We start from the raw sequence: 23,614 nt of genomic DNA on the forward strand, positions 1-23,614 counted from the left end.
GGCGGCAGGCTTCCCGGGCGGCGGGCCGGCTCAGCGGTGGCCGGTCACCAGGGCCTCGATCGCGGGGACGCTCGCGGCCGGGGTCGGCAGGGCCTCGTTCTCGGCGCGCAGGCGGGCCGCGGCGGCCCGCAGGACGGGGTCGGTGACCAGGCGGGTGAGCAGGGCGGTGTCGACGTCGGCGGAGCTTGAGCGCAGGCCCGCGCCGGCCGCGGCCAGGGTCTCGGCGACGATGAAGTTGTCGGCGCCCTGGGGCAGCACCAGCTGCGGGACGCCGGCCTGGAGGCCGGTGAGGGTGCTGCCGGAGCCGCCGTGGTGGACCACCGCGTCGCAGACCCGCAGCAGTTCCGCCAGCGGCACCCAGGGCAGCGGACGGACGTTGGCGGGCAGCGGGCCGAGCTCGCCGAGGTCGCCGCCGCCGACGGCGAGCAGGAACTCCGCGTCGACCCCGGCGGCGGCCGCCACCAGGCGGCCGATCGCGGCCAGCCCGTCCGTCCCGGCGATCACGGTGCCCAGCGTGACGGCGACCCGCGGCCGCGCCCCGCGGCGCAGCAGGTCGGCGGGCACGGTGCCGCCGCCGTTGTAGGGCAGGTAGCGCATCCGCAGCCCGCCGGCGTCGCCGCCGAGCGACTCGGGGACGATGTTCAGCGGGGTGGTGGCGGCCGGGCCCGCGACGCCGTGCTTCTCGTACAGGTCGGTGAAGTGGCCGGCCAGCCGGCCGGCCATGTCGAGGCCGGAGCTGAGGCCGAAGTTCTGCAGCGCGGCCGGGATGCCCAGCTTCGCGGCGACCAGCTGGGCGGACGCCAGGCAGGAGTCGTGCACCAGCAGGTCGGCGCCCCACTCCTCGGCGACGGCGAGCAGGCCGTCCACGGTGGCCCGGGAGGCGTGCGCGAAGGCGGCGGCCGCCAGGTCGAGGATCTGGTCCTGGGTCATGTGCGGCCGGGCGTAGCCGACGGACTCCCCGGCCGGGAGGACCGCCTCGAACGAGTCGCGCAGCGAACTGCCGTCGCCGATCTCGACGATCGGGAACCCGGCCTGGCGGAGCTGGTCGAAGGGCGCGGGTGAAGCGAACAGGACCTCGTGCCCGGCCGCCCGCAGGGCCTGCGCGGTCGGCACCATCGGGAACACATGGGTGGGCGCGGCCGGGCCGGTGAAGAGCATGCGCACGGTGGTCTCCTCGTGTCTCGTCAGCAGACGGAATCGCGTGGACGCGGGCCGTACCCGGACGACCGCGCCCGCTCCATTAACTGACGGATCCTCAGTTGACCTTCCCGGCACGATCGATAATCGGACGTTCTGTCACGCCCCTTGCCTTCCCGGCCCCGGTCTGCTCCCGTCCGCCGCCACTCCGGGTGAACCGTTGGTCAGCGGCAGGTGACGGCCGCGGCCCCGGCGAAGCGGCGGCGGCGCCTACGCCGCCGCGGCCGCCGGAGCGCCGCGACCGGTGCCCGGCAAACGACCGGATGCCGCCGCAGTCCCCCGGAGGGAACTGCGGGCGGGCGGGCGGCGGTTCAGCAGGAGATCGGCGCGGAACCCAGGGCCACGTCGTCGTACCAGAGGGTGTCGGCGCCGTTGCCGTAGGCCTCCCAGCCGAGGTCCAGGGTCACCGGCCGCGGGGCGGCGGTGCGGCTGAGCCACTGCTGGTCGATGTCCGCGGTGGGGACGCCGTCGTCGTGCAGGCCGGGCACCAGCCGGTCGTTCAGCCAGGTGTCCATGGACTGCTTGGTGGTGTCGACGGCGAAGCGGACGCAGACCCACTGGTTCACCGGCAGCGGCACGCTCTGCGCGACGCCGACCGGGCTCTGCGCGGGCAGCGTCGCGTCGTCGGACTCCCGGTTCCACTGCAGGGCGCCGTTCTGGCCGCCCAGCCGCAGGTGCTTGTTGCCGTCGGCGGAGTCCGCCATGGTGACCATGGCGATGTGGTCGGCCGGCAGCGCGGTGGTGTGCCGCACCCAGTACCGGGCGTAGACCACCGGCCCGACGGCGGCGACGTTCGCGGTGGCGGCCGCGAACACGTGGTTGCAGTAGCCGGCCTGCCCGTTGACCCGCAGCGAACGCCCGCCGCTGTGGGCGACCGCGGTGTCGACGGTCACCGTCCCGGCGCCCGAGCAGTCGGGGGCGGCGACGGTCCAGTCACCGCTCAGGCTGCTGCCGCTCTGGTCCTCGAAGCCCGAGCAGACCACCGTCCCGGCCCCGGCGCAGCCGGTGGAGCCACTGGAGCTGGGCGACGGCGACGGCGACGAAGACGGACTGGACGACGGGGACGGGGACGGGGAGGAGGACGGGGACGGGCTGGGTGTCGGGGACGGTGTGGGCGTGGGCGAGGGGGTGCCCGAACCCCCTTGGCAGGAGGCGCCGTTGAAGGCGAAGTCGGCGGGGGCCGGGTCGCTGCCCGACCAGGTGCCCTGCAGCCCGAAGGACACCGAACCCCCGCTCGCCACCGTCCCGTTGTAGCTCAGGCTGCTCGCCGTGACGGCGGTGCCGCTCTGGGCGAGCTGCGCGTTCCAGCCCGAGGTCACCTGCTGACCGGCCGCGAACGTCCAGCTCAGCTTCCAACTGCTGACTGCCGCACCCGCGTTGGTGACGGTCACCTGCGCGGTGAAGCCGCCCGTCCACTCGTTGCCCACCCAGGAGACCTGGCAGGCCGCACCACCCGCGCCCCAGGCCGGCGCCGGCCCCTGCCCGAATCCGGCCAGCAGTCCGAGCACCACCGCGAGGGCGGCGAGCACCGCTCCCCGTCCGCGCCGGCTTCCGTACGTCCTCGCTCCGTTGCGCACCATGTCGAACCTCCTCGTGTCGTCGGTTCCCGTCCGTGGGTCGTGCGGGCCCCGGGTCGGGGCCCGCCGCGGGCTGCGGCGGGCCCCGACCCGGGGCGCGGGGTCACGCGGCGGTGCAGGAGATGGAGCCGGTCGGGAAGTTGTTGCCGGTGGAGTTGGCGGTGAAGCCCAGCGTGGTGCTGGAGTTCGCGGCGATCGTGCCGTTGTAGGCCGCGTTCTTCACCGTCACGTCGCTGCCCGAGGTGGTCAGCGCCCCGTTCCACAGGCTGGTGATGGTGGTGCCCGGGCCGGTCTGCCACTTCAGCGTCCAGGAGTTGACCGGCGTCGCGTTGTGGTTCATCACCTCGACCGACGCCTGGAACCCGCCGCCCCAGGAGCCGACCACGCTGTACGTCGCCATGCAGCCGCTGCTCGGCATCGTCCCGCTGGGCGAGCTGCTCGGGGACGGCGAGGAGGACGGCGAGGAGGACGGCGAGGACGAGGCGCTCGGGGACGGGGAGGTCGACGGGCTCGCACTCGGGCTCGGGCTCGGGCTGGTGCCGGTGCTCGGGCTCGGGGAGGACGAGGAGGTCGGCAGGTGGATGCCGGTCACCTCGCCGTGGCCGCCGTCGAAGACCAGGTCGGAGCAGGAGAAGAAGTTCTCCTGGCTGTCCGAGCGCACCCACTGGATGAACATCTCGGCGGCGCCGCTGCGGCCCGACGGCAGGGTCAGGTTCCAGTAGTAGTGGCCGCCGTCGGCGCCGGGGCTGCCCACCTGCGGCGGGTTGGCGACGGTGGTGAGCAGGCCGAGGTCGGCCCAGGCCAGCGGGGTGGTCGGGGACCAGCCTTGCTTGGTCAGGTAGACCCGGAACTCGCCGGGGTGGGCGGCCCAGTTGGAGTAGTCGACCTCGACGGTGGCGCCGGAGGTGAGGTGCGTCTTGGGCCAGTCGTCGCGGGCCGCGTTGAAGGCCGCGAAGTCGTACGGGGACTTGTTGCCGGCGCTGCACAGGGTGCCGTCGGGGACGTAGCCCTGGCCGCGGCCGCCCGCGTTGGAGTCGAGCACCGCGAACCAGTTGTAGAGCGGGGTCGTGCCGCCCTGCGCGACGGCGGCCTGGCAGGCCGGGTTGGTCGGCGTCAGCGCGCCGGTCCCGGTGAGCCCGTCCTGGTAGCACAGGTACGTGCGCGAGCCCGGGACGATCGCCACGCCGTGCGCGTTCGCCGGGGACAGCCCGAGCAGCAGCGCGCAGATCGTCGCGGCCGCGGTCGCCAGGGCCGCGACGATCGTGGAGGTCTTGCGTCGTGACATGAAACTTTCACCACCTCGGTGGATGGGGCCCGCCCGTGCCGTCCCGGCCGGGCGAGCCGTCTGACTGGGGAAAAGCCATGCTCATGCCATGAGCGAGGGGGCTCGTGGGAGCGCTCCCAGGGCTCAAGGTAACGGGCTGTCAAGGGCGTGTAAACGGGGTGGCCCGCCGACCGTGAAAGGTTCAAGTCCCTTCCTCGGGAAGGATGTTGAAAACCACGGCGGCGAAGCCCGCCACCCGCGCCGACCCGGCGCCCCCGCGCTCCCCCGAACCCGCCCGGACCCGCTGGGATTCCACATGTATCCTAGTTGGGTGCCGGATTACCGATCCTCTGCTGCCCTGGAAGCCCTGGAGCGCCGCCTGCGCCACTCCCGCCTCCTGAACGTCGTCCTCGCCGCCGTCTGCGTGTTCCTCCTGGTCGTCGCGCTGGCCGGCGGCGGCTCCCGCAAGGTGGCCGGGTCCGTCCCGGCCCCCGCGGCCACCGGCGGCGCGAGCGCCGGCGCCACCGCGCAACGGACCACCGCCGCCGACTCGTTGGCCCGGCGCGACCCGGCGGACCGGATGGCGCTGGGCCCGGCCGACGCGCCGGTGGTCATGGTCGAGTACGCGGACCTGCGCTGCCCGTACTGCGCGCTGTTCAGCCAGCAGACGCTGCCCGCGCTGCTGTCCGAGTACGTCGACACCGGCAGGGTCCGCTACGAGTTCCGCGACCTGGCGTTCTTCGGCGACCAGTCGGTGGACGGCGCGGTCGCGCTGCACGCCGCGGCCGACCAGGGGCGGTTCCGGGAGTACCTGACCACCCTGTACGGCGCCGCCCCCGACCACGGGCACCCCGACCTGCCGAAGGAGAAGCTGCTCGGCTTCGCCCGCACCGCGGGGGTCCCGGACCTGGCGGCCTTCGAGACCGCGCTCGGCGACGCCGACCTGCGCGCCGCCGTGACCACCGCGACCGAGCAGGCCCAGGGCCTGGGCGTCACCAGCGTCCCGTTCTTCGTGGTCGGCGACCGGGTGCTGTCCGGCGCGCAGCCCGCCGACGCGTTCCGCGAACTGCTCGACGGCGCGCTGGCGAAGGCGGGCGGCACCCGGTGAACATCGGCTTCGCCGGGGCCCTGGCCGGCGGCGTGCTGACCCTGCTCAGCCCGTGCTCGGTGATGCTGCTGCCCGCGTTCTTCGCCTACGCCTTCACCGCGCCGGGCCGCCTGGTCGCCCGCACCGGGGTCTTCTACCTGGGCCTGCTGGCCACCCTGGTGCCGGTCGGCGTGCTGGCCGGCGGCCTGGGCGCCGTCGTCGCCGAGCACCGCGGCCTGCTGGTGGGCACCGCCTCCTGGACGGTGATCGCCCTCGGCCTGGTGCAGCTGGCCGGCCTGACCCTGCCGGCGCTCGGGCGGACCCGCACCGGCGACCTGACCTCGAACCTGTCGGTGTTCCTGCTGGGCAGCGTGTACGGGGTGGCGGGGGTGTGCGCGGGGCCGGTGCTGGGCTCGGTGCTCGCGCTGGCCGCGCTCGGCGGCACGCCCCTGTACGGCGGCACCGTGCTGGCGGTGTTCGCGTTCGGCATGGTCGTGCCGCTGTTCCTGCTGGCGCTGGCCTGGCCGCGGCTGCCGTGGGTGCGCCGCGCGGTGCGCCCGCGCGAGGTGCGGATCGGCCGGTGGCGCAACACGGTGACCCAACTCGTCGGCGGGGCGCTGGGCGTGGCCCTGGGCGTGCTGCTGCTGGCCACCGACGGGACGACCGCGCTGGGCGGGTTCCTCGGGGCGTCCGAGCAGTTCGCGGTGGAGACCCGGACCCTCGACGGGGCCGCGTCCGTGCCCGACCTGGCGGTGGTCGGGGCGGCCGTCCTGGTGCTGGGCGCCGCCCGGCTCCTGCACCGCCGCCGCGCCCGGGCCGCCGCGCCACGGCGTTGACGGGCGGACGCGCCGGGTGCCCGCCCGGTCGTCCGGCCGGCTCCGGGTCGGGGAAGATGGGGGCCATGTCGACAAGCGAGAGCGCCTCCGAGCGGGCCTACGCCGCCCTCCGGACCGGCATCCTGGACGGGACGCACCGGCCCGGGACGATGCTCGGCGAGGCCGGCCTCGCCGCCGAACTCGGCCTCAGCCGCACCCCCGTGCGGGCCGCCCTCGCCCGCCTCCAGGACGAGGGCTGGATCACCGTGTACCCCAAGCGCGGCGCCCTGGTCCGCGGCCTGGACGGCAAGGACGTCCAGGACCTCGCCGACGCCCGGCTGATCCTGGAGAGCACCGCCGTCCAGCGCACCACCCCCGAACGCCGGGCCGCCCTCGCCGCCCGGCTGGGGACCGAAGTCGACCGCCAGGAGAGCGTGTTGGCCGACGGCGACCTGCCCGGCTTCATCGAACTCACGGTGGCCTTCCACCGCTCCTTCGTCGAGGCCGCCGGCAACCAGGTCCTGCTGGAGCTGAACGACCGCCTCGCCGACCGGCAGCGCTTCCTGCTGTTCAGCTACGGCGGGCAGCTGATGGAGCGTTGCGCCGACATCATCGCCGAGCACCGCGCCCTGGTCGCCCGCCTCGCCGCCGACGACATCCAGGGCTTCTCCGACATCCTGCGCTCGCACGTCGGCGACACCTACGGCTTCGACCTGCGCCACCTGCGGGTCTGACCCGCCGTCACACCACCGCCCCCGCCCTGGAGCAGTGCAGCTCCGGGTCGGCGACGCTGCCGGTGCGCAGCAGGGCGACGTCGCCGCGGTAGTCCATCGAGGTCAGCCACGGCATCCGGTCGCCCTGGCGGGGCAGCGAGTCGACGGCGCGCCGGACGTACCCGGCGCCGAAGTCCAGGAACGGGCGGGTCGGCATCGCCGGGTCCGCGGGCTCGGGGCGGCAGACGTCGTGGCCGTGGGCGTCCAGGTGGGCCAGCAGGCGGCAGAAGTGCTCGCACAGCAGGCCGATCTTCAGCGTCCAGGAGGAGTTGGTGTAGCCGATGGCGAAGGCGAAGTTGGGGACGCCGGAGAGCATCATGCCCTTGTAGGCGAGGGTGTCGGCGAGACGCACCTCCCGGCCGTCGACGGTCAGCTCCAGGCCGCCGAACGCCTGCACGTTCAGACCGGTGGCGGTGACGATCACGTCCGCCTCCAGTTCCCGCCCGGACTCCAGCCGGACGCCGGTCTCGGTGAAGGTCTCGATCCGGTCGGTGACCACCGAGGCCCGGCCGGCGCGGATCGCGGCGAACAGGTCGCCGTCGGGGACCGCGCACAGCCGCTGGTCCCACGGGTCGTACGGCGGGTTGAAGTGCTCGTCGACGGGGTAACCGGCGGGCAGCCGGCGGGTGTTGACCCAGCGGATGATCCGCCGGGCGGCCTGCGGGTGGCGCCGGCAGAAGCTCCACACCAGGCGCTGCTGGGCGATGTTCTTGCGCCGGGTCAGCGCGTAGCCGCGGCGCGGGCCGAACAGCCGCTTCAGCGCGTTGGCGACCGGGTCCTTGCGGGAGACCGGCATGACGTAGGTCGGGGTGCGCTGCAGCATGGTGACGTGCCCGGCGGTGGCGGCCATCGCGGGGACGACGGTGACGGCGGTGGCGCCGCTGCCGATCACCAGGACGCGCTTGCCCGCGTGGTCCAGGTCGGCGGGCCAGTGCTGCGGGTGCACGACGGTGCCGGTGTAGCGCTCGCGGCCGGCGAACTCCGGGGTGTGGCCCTGGTCGTAGCGGTAGTAGCCGCCCGCGCTGAACAGCCAGCCGCAGGTCAGCACGGTGCGCTCACCGGTGTCGGTGCGCTCCACCTCGACGCTCCAGCGGGCCGTCGCGGTGGACCAGGACGCGCCGAGCACCTTGTGGTGGTAGCGGATGTGCGGGTCGATGCCGTTCTCGGCGGCGGCCTGGCGCAGGTAGGCCAGGATCCGGGGGGCGTCGGCGATCGACTGCTCGTCGCGCCAGGGCTTGAACTCGTAGCCGAAGGTGTGCAGGTCCGAGTCCGAGCGGATCCCGGGGTAGCGGAACAGGTCCCACGTCCCGCCGGAGGCCGCGCGCGCCTCCAGGACCGCGAAGCTCTTCGCGGGCAGTTCGGTCTTCAGGTACCGGGCGGCGCCGATGCCCGATATCCCGGCACCGACGACGAGGACGTCGAGGTGCTCGGCGTCGGCACTGGCAGCGGACGGGGACACGGGCGGCTCCGGGGGCGTCGGCGGGCGGACGGGTTCATCGTGCTGCCGCCGCGCCCGCCCCGGCAATGTGCGAACCGCACCCTCCAGGCCCTCTTGAGTGGGCATGGTGCACCACTACGATGGGCCGCATGTCGTGGCCGCCGCCCTCGCCCCGGGTCCGGGAGCTGATCCGCCGCGGCGCCGGGATCGCCCTCGACCCGCCGCCCGGCTGGCTCGCCGAACTCGACGCCGCCGTGCTGGCCGGCGAGGCCCGGCGGCAGATCGCCGCCGACCCGGTGCTGGCCGCCGGGACCCGCCGCACCAACCGCTCCAACCTGCTGTTCTGGGCCGCCTCCAACATCCGCGCCCCGGGCGAGCCCGTGCCCGCCAACGACACCGGGGCCCCGCTCGCCGTCGCCCGCGACCTGATCCGGCGCGGCCTCGACGAGTCCGCGCTGGACGCCTACCGGGTCGGCGAGAGCGTCGCGGTGCGGATGTGGACGCAGATCGCCTGCACCCTCACCGGCGACCCGGAGGAGCTGCGCGAACTCCTCGACGTCTCGCTGCGCTCCATCTCCGCCTTCGTCGACGACACCGTCAGCGCCATCTCCGCCCGGATGCGCGCCGAACGCGACGAACTCACCCGCGGCACCCAGGCCGAACGCCGCGCCACCGTCGCCCTGCTGCTCGAAGGGGCGCCGATCACCCGGCAGCGCGCCGAGAGCCGCCTCGGCTACCGGCTGCAGCCCGCCCACACCGCCGCCGTCCTGTGGAGCGACTCCCCCGTCCCCGACCCGCGCCAGCTCGACCGCGCCGCCGACGCCCTCACCGAGGCCGCCGACCAGCCCCGTCCGCTCAGCGTCGTCGCCGGCACCGCCACCCGCTGGCTCTGGGTGCACGGCCGCCCCGACGCCGACCGGCTGCGCGCCGCCCTCGACCGGCTCCCCGACGTCCGCCTCGCGGTCGGCCCCACCGCCCCGGGCCCCGACGGCTTCCGCCGCAGCCACCTCGACGCCCTGACCGCCCAGCAGCTGCTCACCCGCCTGCGCTCCCCCGCCCGCCTCGCCTTCCACCACGAAGTGGAACTCGTCGCCCTCCTCACCGCCGACCCCGACCGCGCCGCCCGCTTCGTCACCCGCACCCTCGGCGCCCTGGAGACCGCACCCCCCGAACTCACCGGCACCGTCCGGGTGTTCCTCGCCGAGCAGTGCAACGCCACCCGCGCCGCCGCCCGCCTCTTCACCCACCGCAACACCCTGCTGCGCCGCCTCGCCCGCGCCGACCACCTCCTCCCCCGCCCCCTCGCCGAGCACCCCCTCGACGTCGCCGCCGCCCTCGAAGTCCTGCACTGGCGCGGCCGTCCCTGACCCGGGGGCCGCGGACGGCCGGGTCAGGCGGATTCGCGGCAGACCAGCGTGGTGGGCAGCAGGGTCCGGGGGCCCGGGGGCGTGCGGTTCTCGATCAGGGCGAGGATGTGGCGGGCCATCGTCGAGCCCTGCTCCTCCACCGGCTGGCGGATCGTGCTGAGCGGGGGGTGGGTGTACTGGGCGACCGGGTCGTCGTCGAAGCCGATGACGGCGACGTCGTCGGGCACCCGGCGGCCCGCCCGGCGCAGTGAGCGCAGGGCCCCGGCCGCCATCAGGTCGGAGGCGGCGAAGACCGCGTCGAGGTCGGGCCGGCGCCTGAGCAGCCTGGTCATGGCGCGCTCGCCGGACTCGAGGGAGAAGTCGCCGAGGTCGACGACGGGTTCCAGGCCGGTGGCGGCCAGGGCCTCGGTGAAGCCGCGGAGCCGGTCCTGGCTGGCGGCCATGTCGCGCGGCCCGGCGATGGTGCCGATCCGCTGGCGGCCGGCCGCCAGCAGGTGGTGCACGGCGGCCTGCGCGCCGCCGTAGTTGTCGGTGTCCACGTACGGGGCCCCGTGCTCGGCCAGCGGGCGGCCGCACAGCACGGTGGGCACCCGGGCCGTGTCCAGGACGGGCATCAGCGGGTCCGAGCCGTGCGAGGAGACCAGCAGCACCCCGTCGACCCCGCGCTGCACGAAGCGGGCCGCCGCCACGTACTCGCTGCGGTCCTGCACCGCGACGAACGCCAGCTGGTAGCCGGCCGGGGCGAGGGCCCGGGACGCGCCGTGCAGCAGGCGGGCGAAGAACGGGTCGGAGAAGAACCGCTGGCTGGACTCGGTGACGATCGCGGCGATCGACCCGCCGCCCGAGCGGTGCGCCCGGGGCGCCCGGCGGCGCACGTAGCCGAGCTGCGCGATCGCCTCCTGGACCCGGCGGTTGGTCTCCTCGCTCACCCGGGCCGAGCCGGTGAGGACCCGGGACGCGGTGGCCGTCGAGACGCCGGCGCGCAGGGCCACGTCGGCGAGGGTGGGCGGCGGCGGGCTGCCGGCGGCATCGGCGGGTGCGGGCACGACTCCTCCACGGGGTACCGGGCGGCGGGAGCGGACGGGGGCGCCGGACGCGGCCGGGCGGCGAGGGCGGGCAGCGCGGCGGGGGCGGACCGGGGCCCGGCGGGGACGGCCCGGAGGCGCTGCGGGCGGTCGGGCCGGAGCGGCGGCCCGGCGGTCGTCCCACCCATGATCCACAGCACCGGACGCACCGTCAATCCCGGCCCGGCCCGGCCCACTTGGCGCCGCGCCCCGGCGGCAGGTCACCGGTGGGCGCCGTCACCGCCGTCCGGCAGGAGCCGCGGCAGCCGGGCCGCCTCCTCCGTGAGCAGCGCCGCCGCCCGCTGCTCGCGCCGGCGCAGCTCGGCCAGGTCGCCGCGGATCCGGTCCGCCGTCAGCGCGGGCGCCCCGGCGTGGAAGGCGTTGATCCGGTCGGAGAGCGCGGTGGCCAGCTGCGCGACGTCCGCGTACGCGGCGCGGACCTGCCCGCCGTGCCGGGTGAGCGCCAGGAAGCGGCCGAACAGGGTGCGCGAACCCGCCAGCAGGGCGATGCTGTTGACGCCGGGCGCCCGGTACACGGCGTCGGCCGCCGCCCGTTCGGCGGCCAGGTTCTCGCCGATCAGGTCGTAGATCCGGAACCCGTCGCGGAACCGGGCCAGGAAGGCGCGGTAGGCGGACTCGAACCCGTCCAGGTCCGGTCCCGACCGGGGCACCACGGTGGAGCAGTCGACGAACCAGCGCTCCGGCTCCCGGGCGTACCCCTCGCGCAGCACGTCCCACCCCACCGTCAGCGGGACGTACTCGTGGTCGTCGGTGGTGTTGTCGAGCAGCAGCACCTCGCTGCCGCTCGCCCCGCCCACCAGGAACGAGTGCAGCAGCCGCCGTTCCTCCGCGACGGTGCCGACCCGCTCCATGAACTCCACCCAGTGCGGGAAGTGGTGCCGGGGCGCGTAGAACAGCACCGGCCGTCCCGCGGCGAGGAGTTCGGGCAGGCCGGCGGCGAAGCGGTCGACGTCCACCGTGCCGGCCGAGAGCAGGTCGAAGCCGAGCAGCCGCAGGTCGTCCTCGGTCACGTAGGGCGCCTCGAACGCCCAGCGGTCCCTCCCGCGCAGGTAGCAGTGGCGGTAGACGGCCGAGGTCGAGCCCAGCGCCCGGTACATCAGCAGGTCGGAGTGCGGGGTGCGGCCCGCGACGTGGGCCAGCAGCTGGGACTTCCGGCAGTGCAGGTGGTTGTTCGGGTCCTGCGTGCGGATGCGGTCGGCATCCGGGATCCGGATCATCCGGTCGGTGAGCGCCACCGTGGTTCCTTCCGTCGCGTGCGGTCGGGGCGGTCCTCCGTTCCAGCATCCGGCGGCGGTGGCGGACGAAGACGGGCGGCGGGAGGAGATCCTCGCCCCGGCGGCGGGCACCGTCAAGGCGCCCCCGGTCCGCCGCCGGCGGGGGCCCGGAATCCGCCGGGTCCGGGCCGCCCGGACCTGCGGCGGCGGCCCGGATGTAAATTTCACGGCCTTTTGACCCGCCGTCAGGCCCGGACGCATATTGCTGCCCGAGCGACCGATCACGGCGTCAGCCCGTCGCGGGCGGGATTCCCGGCGGTCCGGCGGGCCGGTGCTGCGGGCACCGCTCCGGGCGGCGCGCCCCCCCATGACCGACTACCGGTGAGGACGTACCTGTGCGGGTGTTACTCCATTTCGGCGGCCTGGGCGATCCCGAGGGCCCGCTGCTGGACCGGCTCCGCGCGCTGTTCCGGCAGCCGCAGAACGCCCGGTTCTTCGCCTCGGCCCTCGCGGGCGTCGAGGCGGCCTTCGAGATCGTGGGCCGCGCGGAGTGCGCCCGCTTCCTGCCCGGCGGGCTGCCGGTGCGCGACTGGCTGGCCGCCCCCGGCGACCCGCCGGTGCCCGCGGCGGCGCGCGGCTCGGTGGCCGAGGGCGTGCTGCTGCACCTCTACCAGCTGTGCGTGCTGCAGCCGGGTCCGGGCAGTCCGCTGGCCCCGGCGGGCGGCCTGCGCCCGGTGGGGGCGGTCGGGCACAGCCTGGGCAGCTACGCCGCGGTCTTCTCCGCCCTGCCCGTCACGGGCCGGCGCGGGTACGCGGAGGCCGCCGGACGCTCGGTCGCCCAGGTCACGGTGGCGCTGCTGCGCTGCCACCAGGTCGTCCCCGCGGCGCCCCGGCCGGACGGGGAACTGCTGCGCCGGCACGCCGCCCTCGGCCCGGGGGCGGGCGTCCCCGCGGCGATGGCCGCCGTGGTGGGCCCGCGGCGCCCGGTGCTGGAGGAGGCGGTCCGGCGCAGCGGCGACGGCCCGGGCGGCCGGGTTGGGATCGGCCTGGTCAACTCGCCCACCTTCCACGTCCTCACCGGCGCCACCGAGGCGCTGATGCGGCTGCGGCTGGCCGAGGCCGAGCTCTTCGAGCGGCCCGGCGCCCGCTGGACCTACCTGGGCGCCACCGCCCCCTTCCACAGCCCGGCGCTGGACCCGGCCGTGGCGCTGATCGGCCACGACGTCGACCACCACTGGCAGCCCGTCAAGGGCGACGGCCTGACCATGCCGGTCTACGGCACCGGCACCCCCGCCAACCTGCAGTTCTCGCCGCACGTCCTGTACGAGGTGGCCGAGCAGCAGATGTGCCGCCCCTTCGACTGGCCGGCCGTCGTCGACGCCGCGCTGGCGGAGCTGGACCCGGACCTGGTCCTCGACCTCGGCCCCGGCGTCTCGGCGGCCGCGCTGACCAGGTCGCGGCTGCGCGAGAGCGGCTCGGCCGCGCGGTTCGCCTCGGTCTGACCGCCCGCCGCGCCCCGCGCCGCGGCGCAGCGCCGGACCCGCACCACCCCACGACCACACCCCACGACAGGGAGGGCGCGCCGTGCGCTGCCTCGTTTTCCCCGGCCAGGGCGTCCAACGCCCGGGCATGGGCGCCGAGTTGTTCGACCTGTTCCCGGAGGAGGTCGAGGCCGCCGACGCGGTGCTCGGCCACTCGGTCCGGGAGCTGTGCCTGCACGACCCCGAGGGGCGGCTGGGCGACACCCGCTACGCGCAGCCCGCCGTCTTCCTGGTCAACGCCCTCGACGCGCGGCGGCGCCTGGCCGAGGAGGGCGACGGCGCCGAGCCGGTCGGTTGCTACGCGGGCCACAGCCTGGGCGAGTACAACGCCCTGGTGGCGGCCGGCTGCCTGGGCCTGCTGGACGCCCTGCGCCTGGTGCGGGCCCGGGCCGAGGCCATGGCGACGGTGCGCGGCGGGGCGATGGCGGCCGTGGCGGGGATCGGCGGCGACCGGGTGGCGGCGGCGCTGCGGGAGGCCCGGGTGCGCAACGTCTACGTGGCCAACCGGAACTCCGACCGGCAGACCGTCGTCGCGGGCGGCCGGGACGAACTGGCCGGCGCCGCCGCCGTGCTGCGGGCCGCGGGGGCCCGGGCGGTGGTCCCGCTGCCGGTCAGCGGCCCCTTCCACACCCCGCTGATGGCGCCCGCCGCGCGGGCGTTCGCGGCCGCGCTGCGCGGGCAGGCGTTCGCGGCCCCCGCCGTGCCGGTGTTCTCCGGCGTCACGGCGGCGCCCTTCGAGCCGGACCGGGCCGCCGCGCTGCTCGCCGCGCAGATCACCGCCCCCGTGGAGTGGGTGCGCACCGTGCGGGCGCTGCGGGCCGCCGGGGTCACCCGGTTCGACGAGGCCAACGGCAGCACGCTCACCGCCCTGCTGCCCGCGATCGCCTGACCGCTCCGCGCCCGCCCCACCGCTCCGCACCCGCACGTCCCGGCCGGCCGCTGCCCGCCCGCCCGTCCCGAAGGAGAACGCCTTGAGCTCGGACATCGCCATCGTCGGCATCTCGGTGGAGGTGCCCGGAACCCGGGACGTCCACGGGTTCTGGGACCTCGTCGCCGAGGGGAGGAACCTCACCGGCCGCTTCCCCGAGCACCGGGCCCGGAGCATCGACGCCTACCTGCGGTACGTCTTCGGCACCACCGTCCGCTCCCCCGCGGACGCCGGCATCGCCTACCGCGACGGCGCCTACCTGGAGCACCCGGAGTACTTCGACGCCGAGTTCTTCGGGATGACCCCGAAGCAGGCCGCGACCACCGAACCGCACCTGCGGCACGCGCTGCGCGCCATGTACCTGGCCTTCGAGGACGCCGGCTACCCGGCCGCCCGGCTGCGCGGCAGCCGGACCGGCGTGTTCGTCGGCTTCGCCGTCAACCCGGGCTCGGCCTACCTGGAGTACCTGTCCAAGATCGACCGGTCGCTGATCCAGCCGGCGCTCACCGGGAACGTGCCCACCATGATGGCCAACCGGCTCTCGCACCTGCTGGACCTGCGCGGCCCCAGCATGGTGGTGGACAGCGCCTGCTCGGCCTCGCTGGTGGCCGTCCACCAGGCCAAGAACGCCCTGCTGCTGGGCGACTGCGACACCGCGGTGGTCGCCGGGGCGCGCATCGTCAGCGCGCCGATCGACCACCCGGACACCCGGATCGGCATCGAGTCCTCCGACGGCCGCACCCGCACCCTGGACGAGCGCGCCGACGGCACCGGCTACGGCGAGGGCTCGGGCGCCGTCGTCCTCAAGCGCCTCGACCACGCCCTCGCCGACGGCGACCGGGTGTACGCCGTCATCAAGGGCAGCGCCGTCAACCACGACGGCACCGCCGGCGGCGTCACCACGCCCGACTCCGCCTCGCAGGCGGACCTCCTCCACGCGGCCTGGGCCGACGCCGGGGTCGACCCGCGCAGCATCGGGTACGTCGAACTGCACGGCACCGCAACGAAGTTGGGCGACCCTATCGAGATCGAGGGCCTGCGGCAGGCGTTCGCCCCGCACACCGCGGACCACCGGTTCTGCGCGGTGGGCACGGTCAAGGCCAACATCGGGCACCTCTTCGAGGGCTCCGGCGTGCTGGGCCTGATCAAGGCGGCGCTGGTCCTGCGCCACCGCACGCTGCCGCCGCTGGCGGGCTTCGAACAGCCCAACTCCCGGATCGACTTCGACCACTCCCCGGTCCGGATCCCCACCCGGGCCGAACCGTGGAGCAGCGAGCACGGCCCGCTCCGCTGCGGCGTCAGCGCGTTCGGGCTCGGCGGCACCAACTGCCATGTGGTGCTGGAGGAGCACCCGGACCCGGCCCCCGCCCCCGCCGAAGTCCCCGCCCCCGCCGGCGCGCCCGCGCCGCAGCTGTTCACGCTCAGCGCGCACAGCGAGGAGTCGCTGCGGCTGCTGGTCGGCGCCTACGCGGACTGGTTCGCCCTGGGCCGGTTCGACGGGGTCCCCCTCGCCGGGCTGTGCGCCGCCGTCCGCCGCTCCCGCGCCACCCACCGCCACCGGCTGGCCCTGGTCGTCACCGGCCTCGACGAGCTGCGCGCCCGGCTGGAGGCGCTGGCCGCGAACCGGCTCGCGGACGCCGCGCCGTTCCACTCCAGCCACCCCGACTGGGAGTTCTGGGCACCCGCCCCCGGCACCGCGGCCGACCCGGACCTCGCCGCCCGGGCCGCCGCCTGGGCCGCCGGGGCCGACCTCGGACCCGACGACGCCCGCCCCGGCACCGGCCCGGCCCCGCGCCCGGTCGACCTGCCGCCCTACGAGTTCGACGAGCGCCGCGCCTGGATCGACTTCCCCGAGGACTGGCGGGAGGCCCTCGCCCTCGGCACCCCCGGCTCCGCCGGCCCCGCCACCCACCAGGTCGTCTTCCGGCCCGCCGACGGCCCCGCCCCCGCCGCCGACCCCGGCGCCCGGGTGCTCGCCCTGGTCGACGGCTCCACCGGCGCCGAGGAGCTGCTCCGCGCCGCCGGCCTGACGGACGCCCAGCTCGTCCGCCTGCCCGCCGCGGCGGACACCGACGCCGACGCCTTCTACGAGGAACTGGCCGTCCAGGCCGTGGAGGAGGGCGTCACCCACCTCGTGCACGCCCTCGGCTTCGAGGCCGACCCGGCCCGGGACCTCGCCACCCTGGACGCCCGGCTGGAGAAGAACCTGCACGGCCTGTTCCGGCTCGCCAGGGCGCTGATCACCGAGGGCGCCGAACTCCACCTGGCCGTCCTCACCCGCACCGCCCTGGCCTCCCGCCGCGCGGAGCCCGGCGTCGTGGTGGAGAACTCCACCCTGACCGGCCTCGCCAAGAGCGTGAGCCGCGAGTACCCGTACCTCACCGTCTCGGTGGTCGACACCGACGGCGCCACGCCCGCCCGCACCGTCCTCGACGAGCTCCTCGGCGCCGAGCCCGCCGTCGTCGCGCTGCGCGGGGGCGCCCGCCTGCGCGAGACGTTCGCCGAACTGCCGGAGGCCGAACTGGCCGACCGCGGCGAGTACCTCAAGCCCGGCGGCACCTACCTGGTCACCGGCGGCACGGCCGGCCTGGGCCTGGCCCTGTGCCGCGAGTTCGCGGCCCGCCGGCCCGGCATCAACCTGGTGCTGCTCAGCCGCTCCGGCGACCCCGGCCCGGACGACGACCCGGCCGGCGCCGACACGCCCGGGGCCCGGCTGCGGGCCGCCCTGCGGGAGCTGCGCGAGCTGGGCGCGGAGGTCCTGGTGCTGGCCGCCGACGCCGGCGACCCGGACGCCCTGGCGGCGGCCGTCGCCACCGTCCGGGAGCGCTTCGGCCGGATCGACGGGATCGTCCACGCGGCCGGCCTCCCCGGCGGGGAGGTGATCACCCAGCGCACCCGGGAGGACTTCGACGCGGTGGTCCGCCCCAAGGTGCACGGCGCGTTCGCGCTCGACCTGCTGACCCGCGACGACCGGCCCGACTTCGTCGTCCACTTCTCCTCCGTGGCGGCCGTGTTCCCCGCCATCGGGCAGGCCGACTACGCCGCCGCCAACCAGTTCCTGGACACCCTGGCGGAGTCCGAGACCGACCCGGACTGCCACGTCATCACCTTCGACTGGGTGTCGTGGAAGGAGATCGGCATGGCCGTGCGCAGCCGCGCCAACGTCGACACCACCTTCAAGGCGCTGCCCACCGCGCTCGGCCTCTCGATCGCCGACGCCGGCCTGCGCTCCGGCCGGGCCCGGGTGTTCGGCGGCGAACTGCACTACGAGGGCGACTACGCCGACGCCCTGCCCGGCTACCACATCGCCCTCGACCCGCCGATCGCCGACAAGCTCCGGGAGGCGTCGCGCCGCCGCACCGCCCGCCGCGAGCAGGGCGCCGACCAGGCCCGCCGGGAGATCGCCGAACTGCCGGTCGAGCTCACCGGCCGCCTCGACGGCCGGTACACCGACACCGAGCTGACCATCGGCCGCTGCTGGGCCCACGTCTTCGGGTTCACCAGCATCGACGTCGACGCCGACCTGTTCGACCTCGGCATCGACTCGATCACCGGGATGTCCCTGGTGGCCACCGTCACCTCGGTGCTGGGCGTCGAGATGCAGAGCAGCGACCTGCTGGTGGACCGCACGGTCGCCGCCCAGGCCAAGATCGTCGACGAGCGCCGCGCCGCCGGGCCCGACGGCCGCCGCGGATGAGCGGGGCCACCCGCACCGGCCCGCCCGGGGGCACCCCGCCCCCGGGCACCGCCGGCACCGCCACGGCCGCAGCCGAGATCCCGGAAGGAGAGCACTCCCGCCTCACCCGCGGCCCCGTCCTGCGCGCCGTCCTCGGCTTCGCCGCCCCCCTCACCCTCGCCAACCTCCTCCAGCAGACCTACCTGCTCGCCGACGGCGCCGTGCTCGGCCACTGGGTCGGCGTCGACGCGCTCGCCGCCGCCGGTGTCGTCCAGCCGCTCTACCTGCTCGCCGACGGCGTCTTCCTCGGCCTGACCACCGGCTTCGCCATCCGCCTCGCCCACCACACCGGCGCCCGCTCCCGGCGCGGCCCCGCCACCGTCGCCACCGCGCTGGCCCTGGCCGCCGCGCTCTGGGCGGCGGTGTGCTTCCTGGTCGCCCGCACCGCCGGCGGCGCCCTGCTGCGGCTGACCGGGGCCCGCGGCGCGGTGCTGCACGACGCGCAGGTGCTGCTGTCGACGCTGGCCTACGGCTTCCCCGCGGTCTTCGCGGTGTCCGCGGTCTTCGCCCTGCTGCGCGGCCTCGGCGACTCCCGGGCCCAGATGCGGCTGATGATCGGCAGCAGCCTCGCCAACCTGGTGCTGGCCTGGTTCTACGTGGTGGTGCTCCAGCTGGGCGTGGCCGGCGCGGCCCTGGCCACGGTCACCGCGGCCACCGGCACCGCGGCCGCCGGGCTGGTCCTGCTGCGCCGCCGGGGCGAGCTGCTGCCGCGCCGCTCCCCCGGGTGGCCGGGCGTGCGGGCCGAGGCGGCGGCCGCCCTGCGCCTGGGCCTGCCCGGCGCCGTCCAGCAACTGCTGATCGCGCTGGGCATCGTGGCGCTGATCCGGATCGTCGCCCCGCTCGGCGCGCCGCTGCTGGCGGCGGTCACCGTGGTGGGGCGGCTGGAGTTCTTCGCCGGAACCGCGTTCCTCGACCTGTCCGGGGCGCTCACCGTCTTCGTCGCCCAGAACCGCGGCGCCGGCCGCCCCGACCGGGTCCGCCGCGCCGTCCGCCGGACGCTGCCCTTCGCACTCGCGCTGGCGCTGGCCGTCAGCCTCGCCGTGGTGCTGCTGCGCCCCGTCATCGCCGCGGCCGCCACCACCGACCCCGCCACCCGGCACCTGGTGGAGCTCTACGTCCTGATCACCTACCCGTGCTTCGTGCTGTACGCCGTCACGGCCGTCGTGCACGGCGCGCTGAACGGCGTCGGCCGCACCGTCGTGCCGCTGGTGTGCACGCTGGTGTCGTTCGTCGCCGTCCGGCTGCCGCTGTCGTACCTGCTGCGGGTGCGGCACGGCGCCGAGGGCGTGATGTGGGCCGTCGACCTCGGCTGGGTGGTCGGCGCGCTGTACACCGCGTTCGCCGTCCGCCGCCACCTGCGCCGCCGCCCGGCCGGGCCGCCCGCGCTGCCCGGGATCCCCTGGAGGCGGGTGCTGGCCCCGGTGCTGTGCGCCTGCGCCGTCCTGCTGGCCACCGCCGGCCGCTACGGCTACTTCCGCGACGAGCTGTACTGGCTGGCCGCGAGCCGCCACCTCGCCGCCGGCTACGACGACCAGCCGCCGCTGGTGCCGCTGATCGTCCGCGCCGAGACCTGGTTCGGCGGCGACTCGGTGCAGGTCGTGCGGATCGCGCCGATGCTGTTCGCGGCCGCCACCGCCCTGATGTCGGTGCTGTGCGCCCGGGAGCTCGCCGGGACCGACGAGCGGCGCTCGCACCGCGCCCAGCAGATCGCCGCGGTCGCCGTCTCGGCCTCCGTGCTGGTGCTCGTCGAGGGGCACTTCTTCACCACCGCCACCTCCGGCCTGTTCTTCTGGTCGGTGGCGATCTGGCTGGTGCTGCGGATCCTGCGCACCGGCGACCGCCGCCTGTGGTACGGCTTCGGCGCGGTGCTGGGCGTCGGCATGCTCAACAACGACACCATCGTGATGCTGCCGATGTCGCTGCTGGCCGCCGCCCCGTTCACCGGCCACGCCCGGCTGCTGTGCGACCGCGCCCCGTGGCTGGCCCTGCTGCTGGCCCTCGCCGTCGCCTCGCCCGACCTCGTCTGGCAGGCGGCGCACGGCTGGCCCCAGTTCACGATGGCCGGCCACCTGTCCACCTGGGCCAAGCGGTTCACCGCCCTGCCCCTGCAACTGGAGGCCGCCACCGTGCTCAGCTGGCTGTGGCTGGCCGGCCTGCGGCACACCTGGCAGGACCCCCGCTACCGGATCCTGCCCGCCGCCTACGCGGTGACCCTCGGGATCGTGGTCGTCTCCGGCGGCAACTTCTACTACCCCATGGGCTGGTACCCGCTCCTGCTCGGCGCCGGGGCCGCCCGGCTCGCCGCCCGCTGGCCGACCGGCCGCCGCCGGTTCGCCGCCTGCGCGGCGGCCGCGGCCGCCGTCACCCTCGCGCTGGGCCCGCCCCTGCTCCCGGTGTCCGCCTACCGCCACCTGACCGCCGTGAACCCCTTCAACGCCGACTCCCTCGGCTGGCCCCGGCTCGCCCGGCAGGTCGCCGACCTGGAACGCCGGCACCCCGGCGCCACCCTGCTCGCCGTCAACTACGGCGAGGCCGGCGCCCTCGCCCACTACGGCCCCGCCCTCGGCCTGCCCACCCCCTACGCCGACCACAACGGCTACAGCCGCTTCGGCCACCCCACCGGCACCTCCGCCACCACCATCGCCGTCGGCTACACCCCCGAGTCCCTCGCCCCCTACTGGCGGAGCTGCACCGTCGCCGACCGCATCGACAACGGCCAGGGCGTCCCCGCCATCGAGCAGGGCCTCCCGATCCTGGTGTGCACCGGCCAGAAGTACTCCTGGGAGGAGCTCTGGCCGCTCCTCAAGCACTACAACTGAGCCCGCCCGGCCGGCGGTTGAAGCCGCCCGGCCGGGAGGGCGCCCGGCCGGGAGGGCGCCCGGCCGGGAGGGCGCCCGGCCGGCGGCACCGGCGCGCACGGAGCCGACGGCGGCTCGGAGCGCGGCCGGCCGCCGCCCGGCCGGTGAAGGCCACCGCACCGTCACCGTCCACCTCGGCCGCCGCCCGGTCAGGGGGCCGGCAGGGCCGCCCACACGGTCTTGCCGCCCGGGAACGGCGAGACGCCCCACTCGGCGGAGACCCGTTCCACGACGTGCAGGCCGTGGCCGTGCGGCTGCCCGGGGTTCCACGGCCGGGGCACCGGCCGGGTGACGGCCGCGTCGGTGACCGCGACGGTGAGCCGGCCGCCGTCCAGGTCGACGTCCAGGCCGGTCGGGCCCGGGGTGTGGTCGCACGCGTTGGCCAGCAGCTCGCACGCCACCAGCAGCACGTCCTCGCGCCGCCGCCCGGCCCCGTCCGCGCCGCCGTCCCCGGCAGCACCGTCGCCGTCGGGCAGCCGGGCCAGCACGCCGCGCACGCAGCCCATCCCCGGTCCCACCGCCCCGCGCCCCTCGGCTCCGAGGGAGAAGTGCCAGTGGTACCGGACGTCGCTCTCCACAGCCGCCACCTCCCGCCGTCGTACGGCCCGCGCGCTCCGGCGCGTCCACCGGGCGTCTTGCCGCCCGGGCCCGGACCGTAACCTCCGGTGGCCGCAACCCGGCTCCGGTTTCGTTCCCGGGGCGGGCGGTTTCGCTCCCGGAGTTGCGAACGGGTGCCCCGCGGCGGGACGGTCGAACCGAGGCACTGCCGGCACCCCCGCGGAAGGAGCCCGACCATGGACACCGCCCTCACCGTCGACCGATGCCCCTCACCGCCGGGCACCGTGGTCCTCGCCCTGCACGGCGACGCCGACCGCGACACCGCGCCCGTCCTCGCCCGCGCCCTGCGCCGGGCCCTGGCCGTCCGCCCCGCCCCCGAGGCGCTCGTCGTCGACTGCTCCGGCCTGCGCCTGTGCACCTCGTCCTGCCTCAACCACCTGCTGCGCGCCCGCAGCACGGCGGCCGAGGCCGGCACCGTGTTCTGCCTCGCCGCGCCCAGCCCGGCGCTCGCCCGCCTGCTGGCGGTCACCGAGACCGACACCGTCTTCGACATCCTCCCGGCCCGTCCCGCCCGGCCGGGCCCGGCCGTCGGCGGGACGACCGCGGCCCCGGCCGGGCCCGCCCACGCGCGGGCCCGGCTCCTGGCCGCGCAGGCCGAGCGGCGGACGGCCGACGGCGACCCGGTGCCGGAGGCCGCGGCCCTGTTCCGCGCCACCGCCGCCCGCCTGGCCGACGCGGTGGGCCCGGCCGCGGAGCAGGAGCAGCTGCCGGGCATCGAACGGCTGGAGCGCCTGCGCGAGGCCCTCGCCGCCCTGGCCCTCGGCCTCGCCCGCACCCACGGCCGCCCGGCCTGGATCCTGGCCCGCGCCGCCGACGTGCTGTCGCCCGCCCTGCACTGGCGCGCCCTGACCGACGACGGCACCACCACCTTCGGCACCGTCGTCCCCACCCCCGACGACCTCACCGACGCCGAGCGGGCCGTCCGCGCCCTGCACGACGTCCTGACCCGCGAAGCCGCGCAGCACACCGCCGCCGCCGGGATCCGGCCCCGGAGCGGGTGACCCTCACGCCGCGGCCCGGGCGGTACCGGGCCCCGCTCCTGTCCGGCCCGCCCCGCCCGCACACCCCGCCTGCGGCGAGCCGCCCGTGTCGGATCCCCCCGGAGCGGGCAGACGTCCGGTGACCGAGAAGGTGAGGGAGATGCCCACGACCACCACGGCCAAGCGCCCCGCCCCGCCCCGTCCGCGTCCGCCGCTCGACCTGCGCACCCCTTCGGGCCGCCGCCTCCCGTACTGACGCCCCGCGCGGGCGCACGGCGGGCCCGGCCCCGGCACTGTCGCCGGGGCCGGGCCCGTCCGCGTCCCGCTCCCGGGGCCGCGGCGGCCCCGCGGTCAGGCGCCCATGGCGTGGACGCCGCCGTCGACGTGCACGATCTCGCCGGTGGTCCGCGGGAACCAGTCGGACAGCAGCGCCACCACGCCGCGCGCGGCGGGCTCCGGGTCCCGCAGGTCCCAGGGCAGCGGCGAGCGGGTCTCCCAGATCGCCTCGAAGTCGGCGAAGCCGGGGATCGACTTGGCCGCCATCGTGCGGATCGGGCCGGCCGCGACCAGGTTGGAGCGGATGCCGCGGCCCCCGAGGTGGCGGGCCAGGTAGCGGGAGGTGGCCTCGAGCGCGGCCTTGGACACGCCCATCCAGTCGTAGCTGGGCCAGGCCACGGTGGCGTCGAAGTCGATCCCGACCAGCGAACCGCCGTCCTGCATCAGCGGCAGGCAGGCCGTCGCCAGCGCCTTGTAGGAGAACGCGGAGACCTGGACGGCGGTCGCCACGTCCTCCCAGTCGGTGTGCAGGAAGTTCCCGCCCAGGGCCGCGGCCGGGCCGAACGCGATGGAGTGGACGACGCCGTCCAGGCCGTCCAGGTGCTCGCGCACCCGGTCGGGGAGCGCGGCGAGCTGCCGGGCGTCGGTGACGTCCAGCTCGATCACCGGGGCCGGCTTGGGGAGGCGGTCGGCGACGCGTTCGACCAGGCTGAGCCGCCCGTAGCCGGTCAGCACGACGTCCGCGCCCTCCTCCTGGGCCAGCCGGGCGGCGTGGTAGGCGATCGAGGCGTCGGTGATGACGCCGGTGACGAGGATCCTCTTGCCGAGCAGGAGAGTGCCCATGGTTGCGTGACCTGTGC

17 protein-coding genes are annotated in these 23,614 nt (G+C 76.1%); 9 read left to right on the forward strand and 8 right to left on the reverse strand.

Annotated elements, in window-relative coordinates; translation table 11 throughout:
- Nucleotides 1-30: 30 nt before the first annotated feature.
- The 3 genes from EDD39_RS30990 to EDD39_RS31000 form a co-directional block, all read right to left on the reverse strand.
- The gene (locus EDD39_RS30990) at nucleotides 31-1,158 is read right to left on the reverse strand and encodes a nucleotide disphospho-sugar-binding domain-containing protein (RefSeq protein ID WP_244257436.1); all 1,128 of its coding nucleotides are present in this window, start codon (nucleotides 1,156-1,158) and stop codon (nucleotides 31-33) included.
- Nucleotides 1,159-1,508: 350 nt separating this feature from the next.
- Nucleotides 1,509-2,777: a cellulose-binding domain-containing protein gene (locus EDD39_RS30995; protein ID WP_123562403.1), complete on the reverse strand. Its 1,269-nt coding sequence runs from the start codon at nucleotides 2,775-2,777 to the stop codon at nucleotides 1,509-1,511.
- Nucleotides 2,778-2,877: 100 nt separating this feature from the next.
- Nucleotides 2,878-4,059, reverse strand: coding sequence for a lytic polysaccharide monooxygenase (locus tag EDD39_RS31000; RefSeq protein ID WP_123562405.1), 1,182 nt, complete (start codon nucleotides 4,057-4,059; stop codon nucleotides 2,878-2,880).
- Nucleotides 4,060-4,369: 310 nt separating this feature from the next.
- On the opposite strand from EDD39_RS31000, the gene EDD39_RS31005 reads away from it, so the two are divergent.
- The 3 genes from EDD39_RS31005 to EDD39_RS31015 all read left to right on the forward strand — a co-directional run bounded on the left by EDD39_RS31005 (nucleotide 4,370) and on the right by EDD39_RS31015 (nucleotide 6,674).
- A complete protein-coding gene (locus EDD39_RS31005) occupies nucleotides 4,370-5,146 on the forward strand; it encodes a DsbA family protein (protein ID WP_208765687.1) in 777 nt (258 codons plus the stop codon).
- Nucleotides 5,143-5,961 (forward strand): cytochrome c biogenesis CcdA family protein, encoded by an 819-nt coding sequence (locus EDD39_RS31010; protein WP_123562409.1) that lies wholly within the window; start codon nucleotides 5,143-5,145, stop codon nucleotides 5,959-5,961. Before EDD39_RS31005 ends, EDD39_RS31010 begins: the two co-directional genes overlap by 4 nt.
- Before the next feature lie 65 nt (nucleotides 5,962-6,026).
- The gene (locus EDD39_RS31015) at nucleotides 6,027-6,674 is read left to right on the forward strand and encodes a GntR family transcriptional regulator (RefSeq protein WP_123562411.1); all 648 of its coding nucleotides are present in this window, start codon (nucleotides 6,027-6,029) and stop codon (nucleotides 6,672-6,674) included.
- Nucleotides 6,675-6,681: 7 nt separating this feature from the next.
- Here EDD39_RS31015 and EDD39_RS31020 read toward each other — a convergent pair whose 3' ends face one another.
- A complete protein-coding gene (locus EDD39_RS31020) occupies nucleotides 6,682-8,172 on the reverse strand; it encodes a flavin-containing monooxygenase (protein WP_244257376.1) in 1,491 nt (496 codons plus the stop codon).
- Between the two features lie 128 nt (nucleotides 8,173-8,300).
- On the opposite strand from EDD39_RS31020, the gene EDD39_RS42325 reads away from it, so the two are divergent.
- The gene (locus EDD39_RS42325) at nucleotides 8,301-9,518 is read left to right on the forward strand and encodes a PucR family transcriptional regulator (RefSeq protein WP_123563450.1); all 1,218 of its coding nucleotides are present in this window, start codon (nucleotides 8,301-8,303) and stop codon (nucleotides 9,516-9,518) included.
- Between the two features lie 23 nt (nucleotides 9,519-9,541).
- Here the strand turns inward: EDD39_RS42325 and EDD39_RS31030 are convergent, their stop codons facing one another.
- Entirely contained in the window at nucleotides 9,542-10,564 is a 1,023-nt protein-coding gene (locus tag EDD39_RS31030; RefSeq protein ID WP_123562415.1) for a LacI family DNA-binding transcriptional regulator, read from the reverse strand.
- Nucleotides 10,565-10,803: 239 nt separating this feature from the next.
- Nucleotides 10,804-11,838: a hypothetical protein gene (locus EDD39_RS31035; RefSeq protein WP_123562417.1), complete on the reverse strand. Its 1,035-nt coding sequence runs from the start codon at nucleotides 11,836-11,838 to the stop codon at nucleotides 10,804-10,806.
- A gap of 380 nt (nucleotides 11,839-12,218) precedes the next feature.
- Here EDD39_RS31035 and EDD39_RS31040 point away from each other — a divergent pair, with 380 nt between their 5' ends.
- The 4 genes from EDD39_RS31040 (at nucleotide 12,219) to EDD39_RS31055 (ending at nucleotide 20,841) form a co-directional block, all read left to right on the forward strand.
- The gene (locus tag EDD39_RS31040; RefSeq protein WP_123820357.1) at nucleotides 12,219-13,319 is read left to right on the forward strand and encodes an ACP S-malonyltransferase; all 1,101 of its coding nucleotides are present in this window, start codon (nucleotides 12,219-12,221) and stop codon (nucleotides 13,317-13,319) included.
- 82 nt (nucleotides 13,320-13,401) lie between these two features.
- Nucleotides 13,402-14,247: an ACP S-malonyltransferase gene (locus tag EDD39_RS31045; RefSeq protein ID WP_051816667.1), complete on the forward strand. Its 846-nt coding sequence runs from the start codon at nucleotides 13,402-13,404 to the stop codon at nucleotides 14,245-14,247.
- 82 nt (nucleotides 14,248-14,329) lie between these two features.
- On the forward strand, nucleotides 14,330-17,983 hold the full coding sequence (locus tag EDD39_RS31050; protein ID WP_123562422.1) for a type I polyketide synthase: 3,654 nt from the start codon (nucleotides 14,330-14,332) through the stop codon (nucleotides 17,981-17,983).
- Nucleotides 17,980-20,841, forward strand: coding sequence for an MATE family efflux transporter (locus EDD39_RS31055; protein ID WP_123562424.1), 2,862 nt, complete (start codon nucleotides 17,980-17,982; stop codon nucleotides 20,839-20,841). The genes EDD39_RS31050 and EDD39_RS31055 overlap by 4 nt, the downstream gene beginning before the upstream one ends.
- Before the next feature lie 188 nt (nucleotides 20,842-21,029).
- On the opposite strand, the gene EDD39_RS31060 is transcribed toward EDD39_RS31055, so the two are convergent.
- Entirely contained in the window at nucleotides 21,030-21,458 is a 429-nt protein-coding gene (locus tag EDD39_RS31060; RefSeq protein ID WP_123562426.1) for an ATP-binding protein, read from the reverse strand.
- A gap of 216 nt (nucleotides 21,459-21,674) precedes the next feature.
- Here EDD39_RS31060 and EDD39_RS31065 point away from each other — a divergent pair, with 216 nt between their 5' ends.
- Complete coding sequence (locus tag EDD39_RS31065; RefSeq protein ID WP_123562428.1) at nucleotides 21,675-22,499, forward strand: STAS domain-containing protein; 825 nt, start codon at nucleotides 21,675-21,677, stop codon at nucleotides 22,497-22,499.
- Nucleotides 22,500-22,829: 330 nt separating this feature from the next.
- Here EDD39_RS31065 and fabI read toward each other — a convergent pair whose 3' ends face one another.
- On the reverse strand, nucleotides 22,830-23,597 hold the full coding sequence (gene fabI / locus EDD39_RS31070; RefSeq protein WP_123562430.1) for an enoyl-ACP reductase FabI: 768 nt from the start codon (nucleotides 23,595-23,597) through the stop codon (nucleotides 22,830-22,832).
- Nucleotides 23,598-23,614 lie beyond the last annotated feature (17 nt).

Source organism: Kitasatospora cineracea (assembly GCF_003751605.1).
Classification (GTDB): Bacteria; Actinomycetota; Actinomycetes; order Streptomycetales; family Streptomycetaceae; genus Kitasatospora; species Kitasatospora cineracea.

Coding starts and splice junctions, on each gene's coding strand:
- EDD39_RS30990 (WP_244257436.1), bottom strand. CDS start 1,158: ATGCTCTTCACCGGCCCGGCCGCGCCCACCCATGTGTTCCCGATGGTG.
- EDD39_RS30995 (WP_123562403.1), bottom strand. CDS start 2,777: ATGGTGCGCAACGGAGCGAGGACGTACGGAAGCCGGCGCGGACGGGGA.
- EDD39_RS31000 (WP_123562405.1), bottom strand. CDS start 4,059: ATGTCACGACGCAAGACCTCCACGATCGTCGCGGCCCTGGCGACCGCG.
- EDD39_RS31015 (WP_123562411.1), top strand. CDS start 6,027: ATGTCGACAAGCGAGAGCGCCTCCGAGCGGGCCTACGCCGCCCTCCGG.
- EDD39_RS42325 (WP_123563450.1), top strand. CDS start 8,301: ATGTCGTGGCCGCCGCCCTCGCCCCGGGTCCGGGAGCTGATCCGCCGC.
- EDD39_RS31055 (WP_123562424.1), top strand. CDS start 17,980: ATGAGCGGGGCCACCCGCACCGGCCCGCCCGGGGGCACCCCGCCCCCG.
- EDD39_RS31065 (WP_123562428.1), top strand. CDS start 21,675: ATGGACACCGCCCTCACCGTCGACCGATGCCCCTCACCGCCGGGCACC.
- fabI (WP_123562430.1), bottom strand. CDS start 23,597: ATGGGCACTCTCCTGCTCGGCAAGAGGATCCTCGTCACCGGCGTCATC.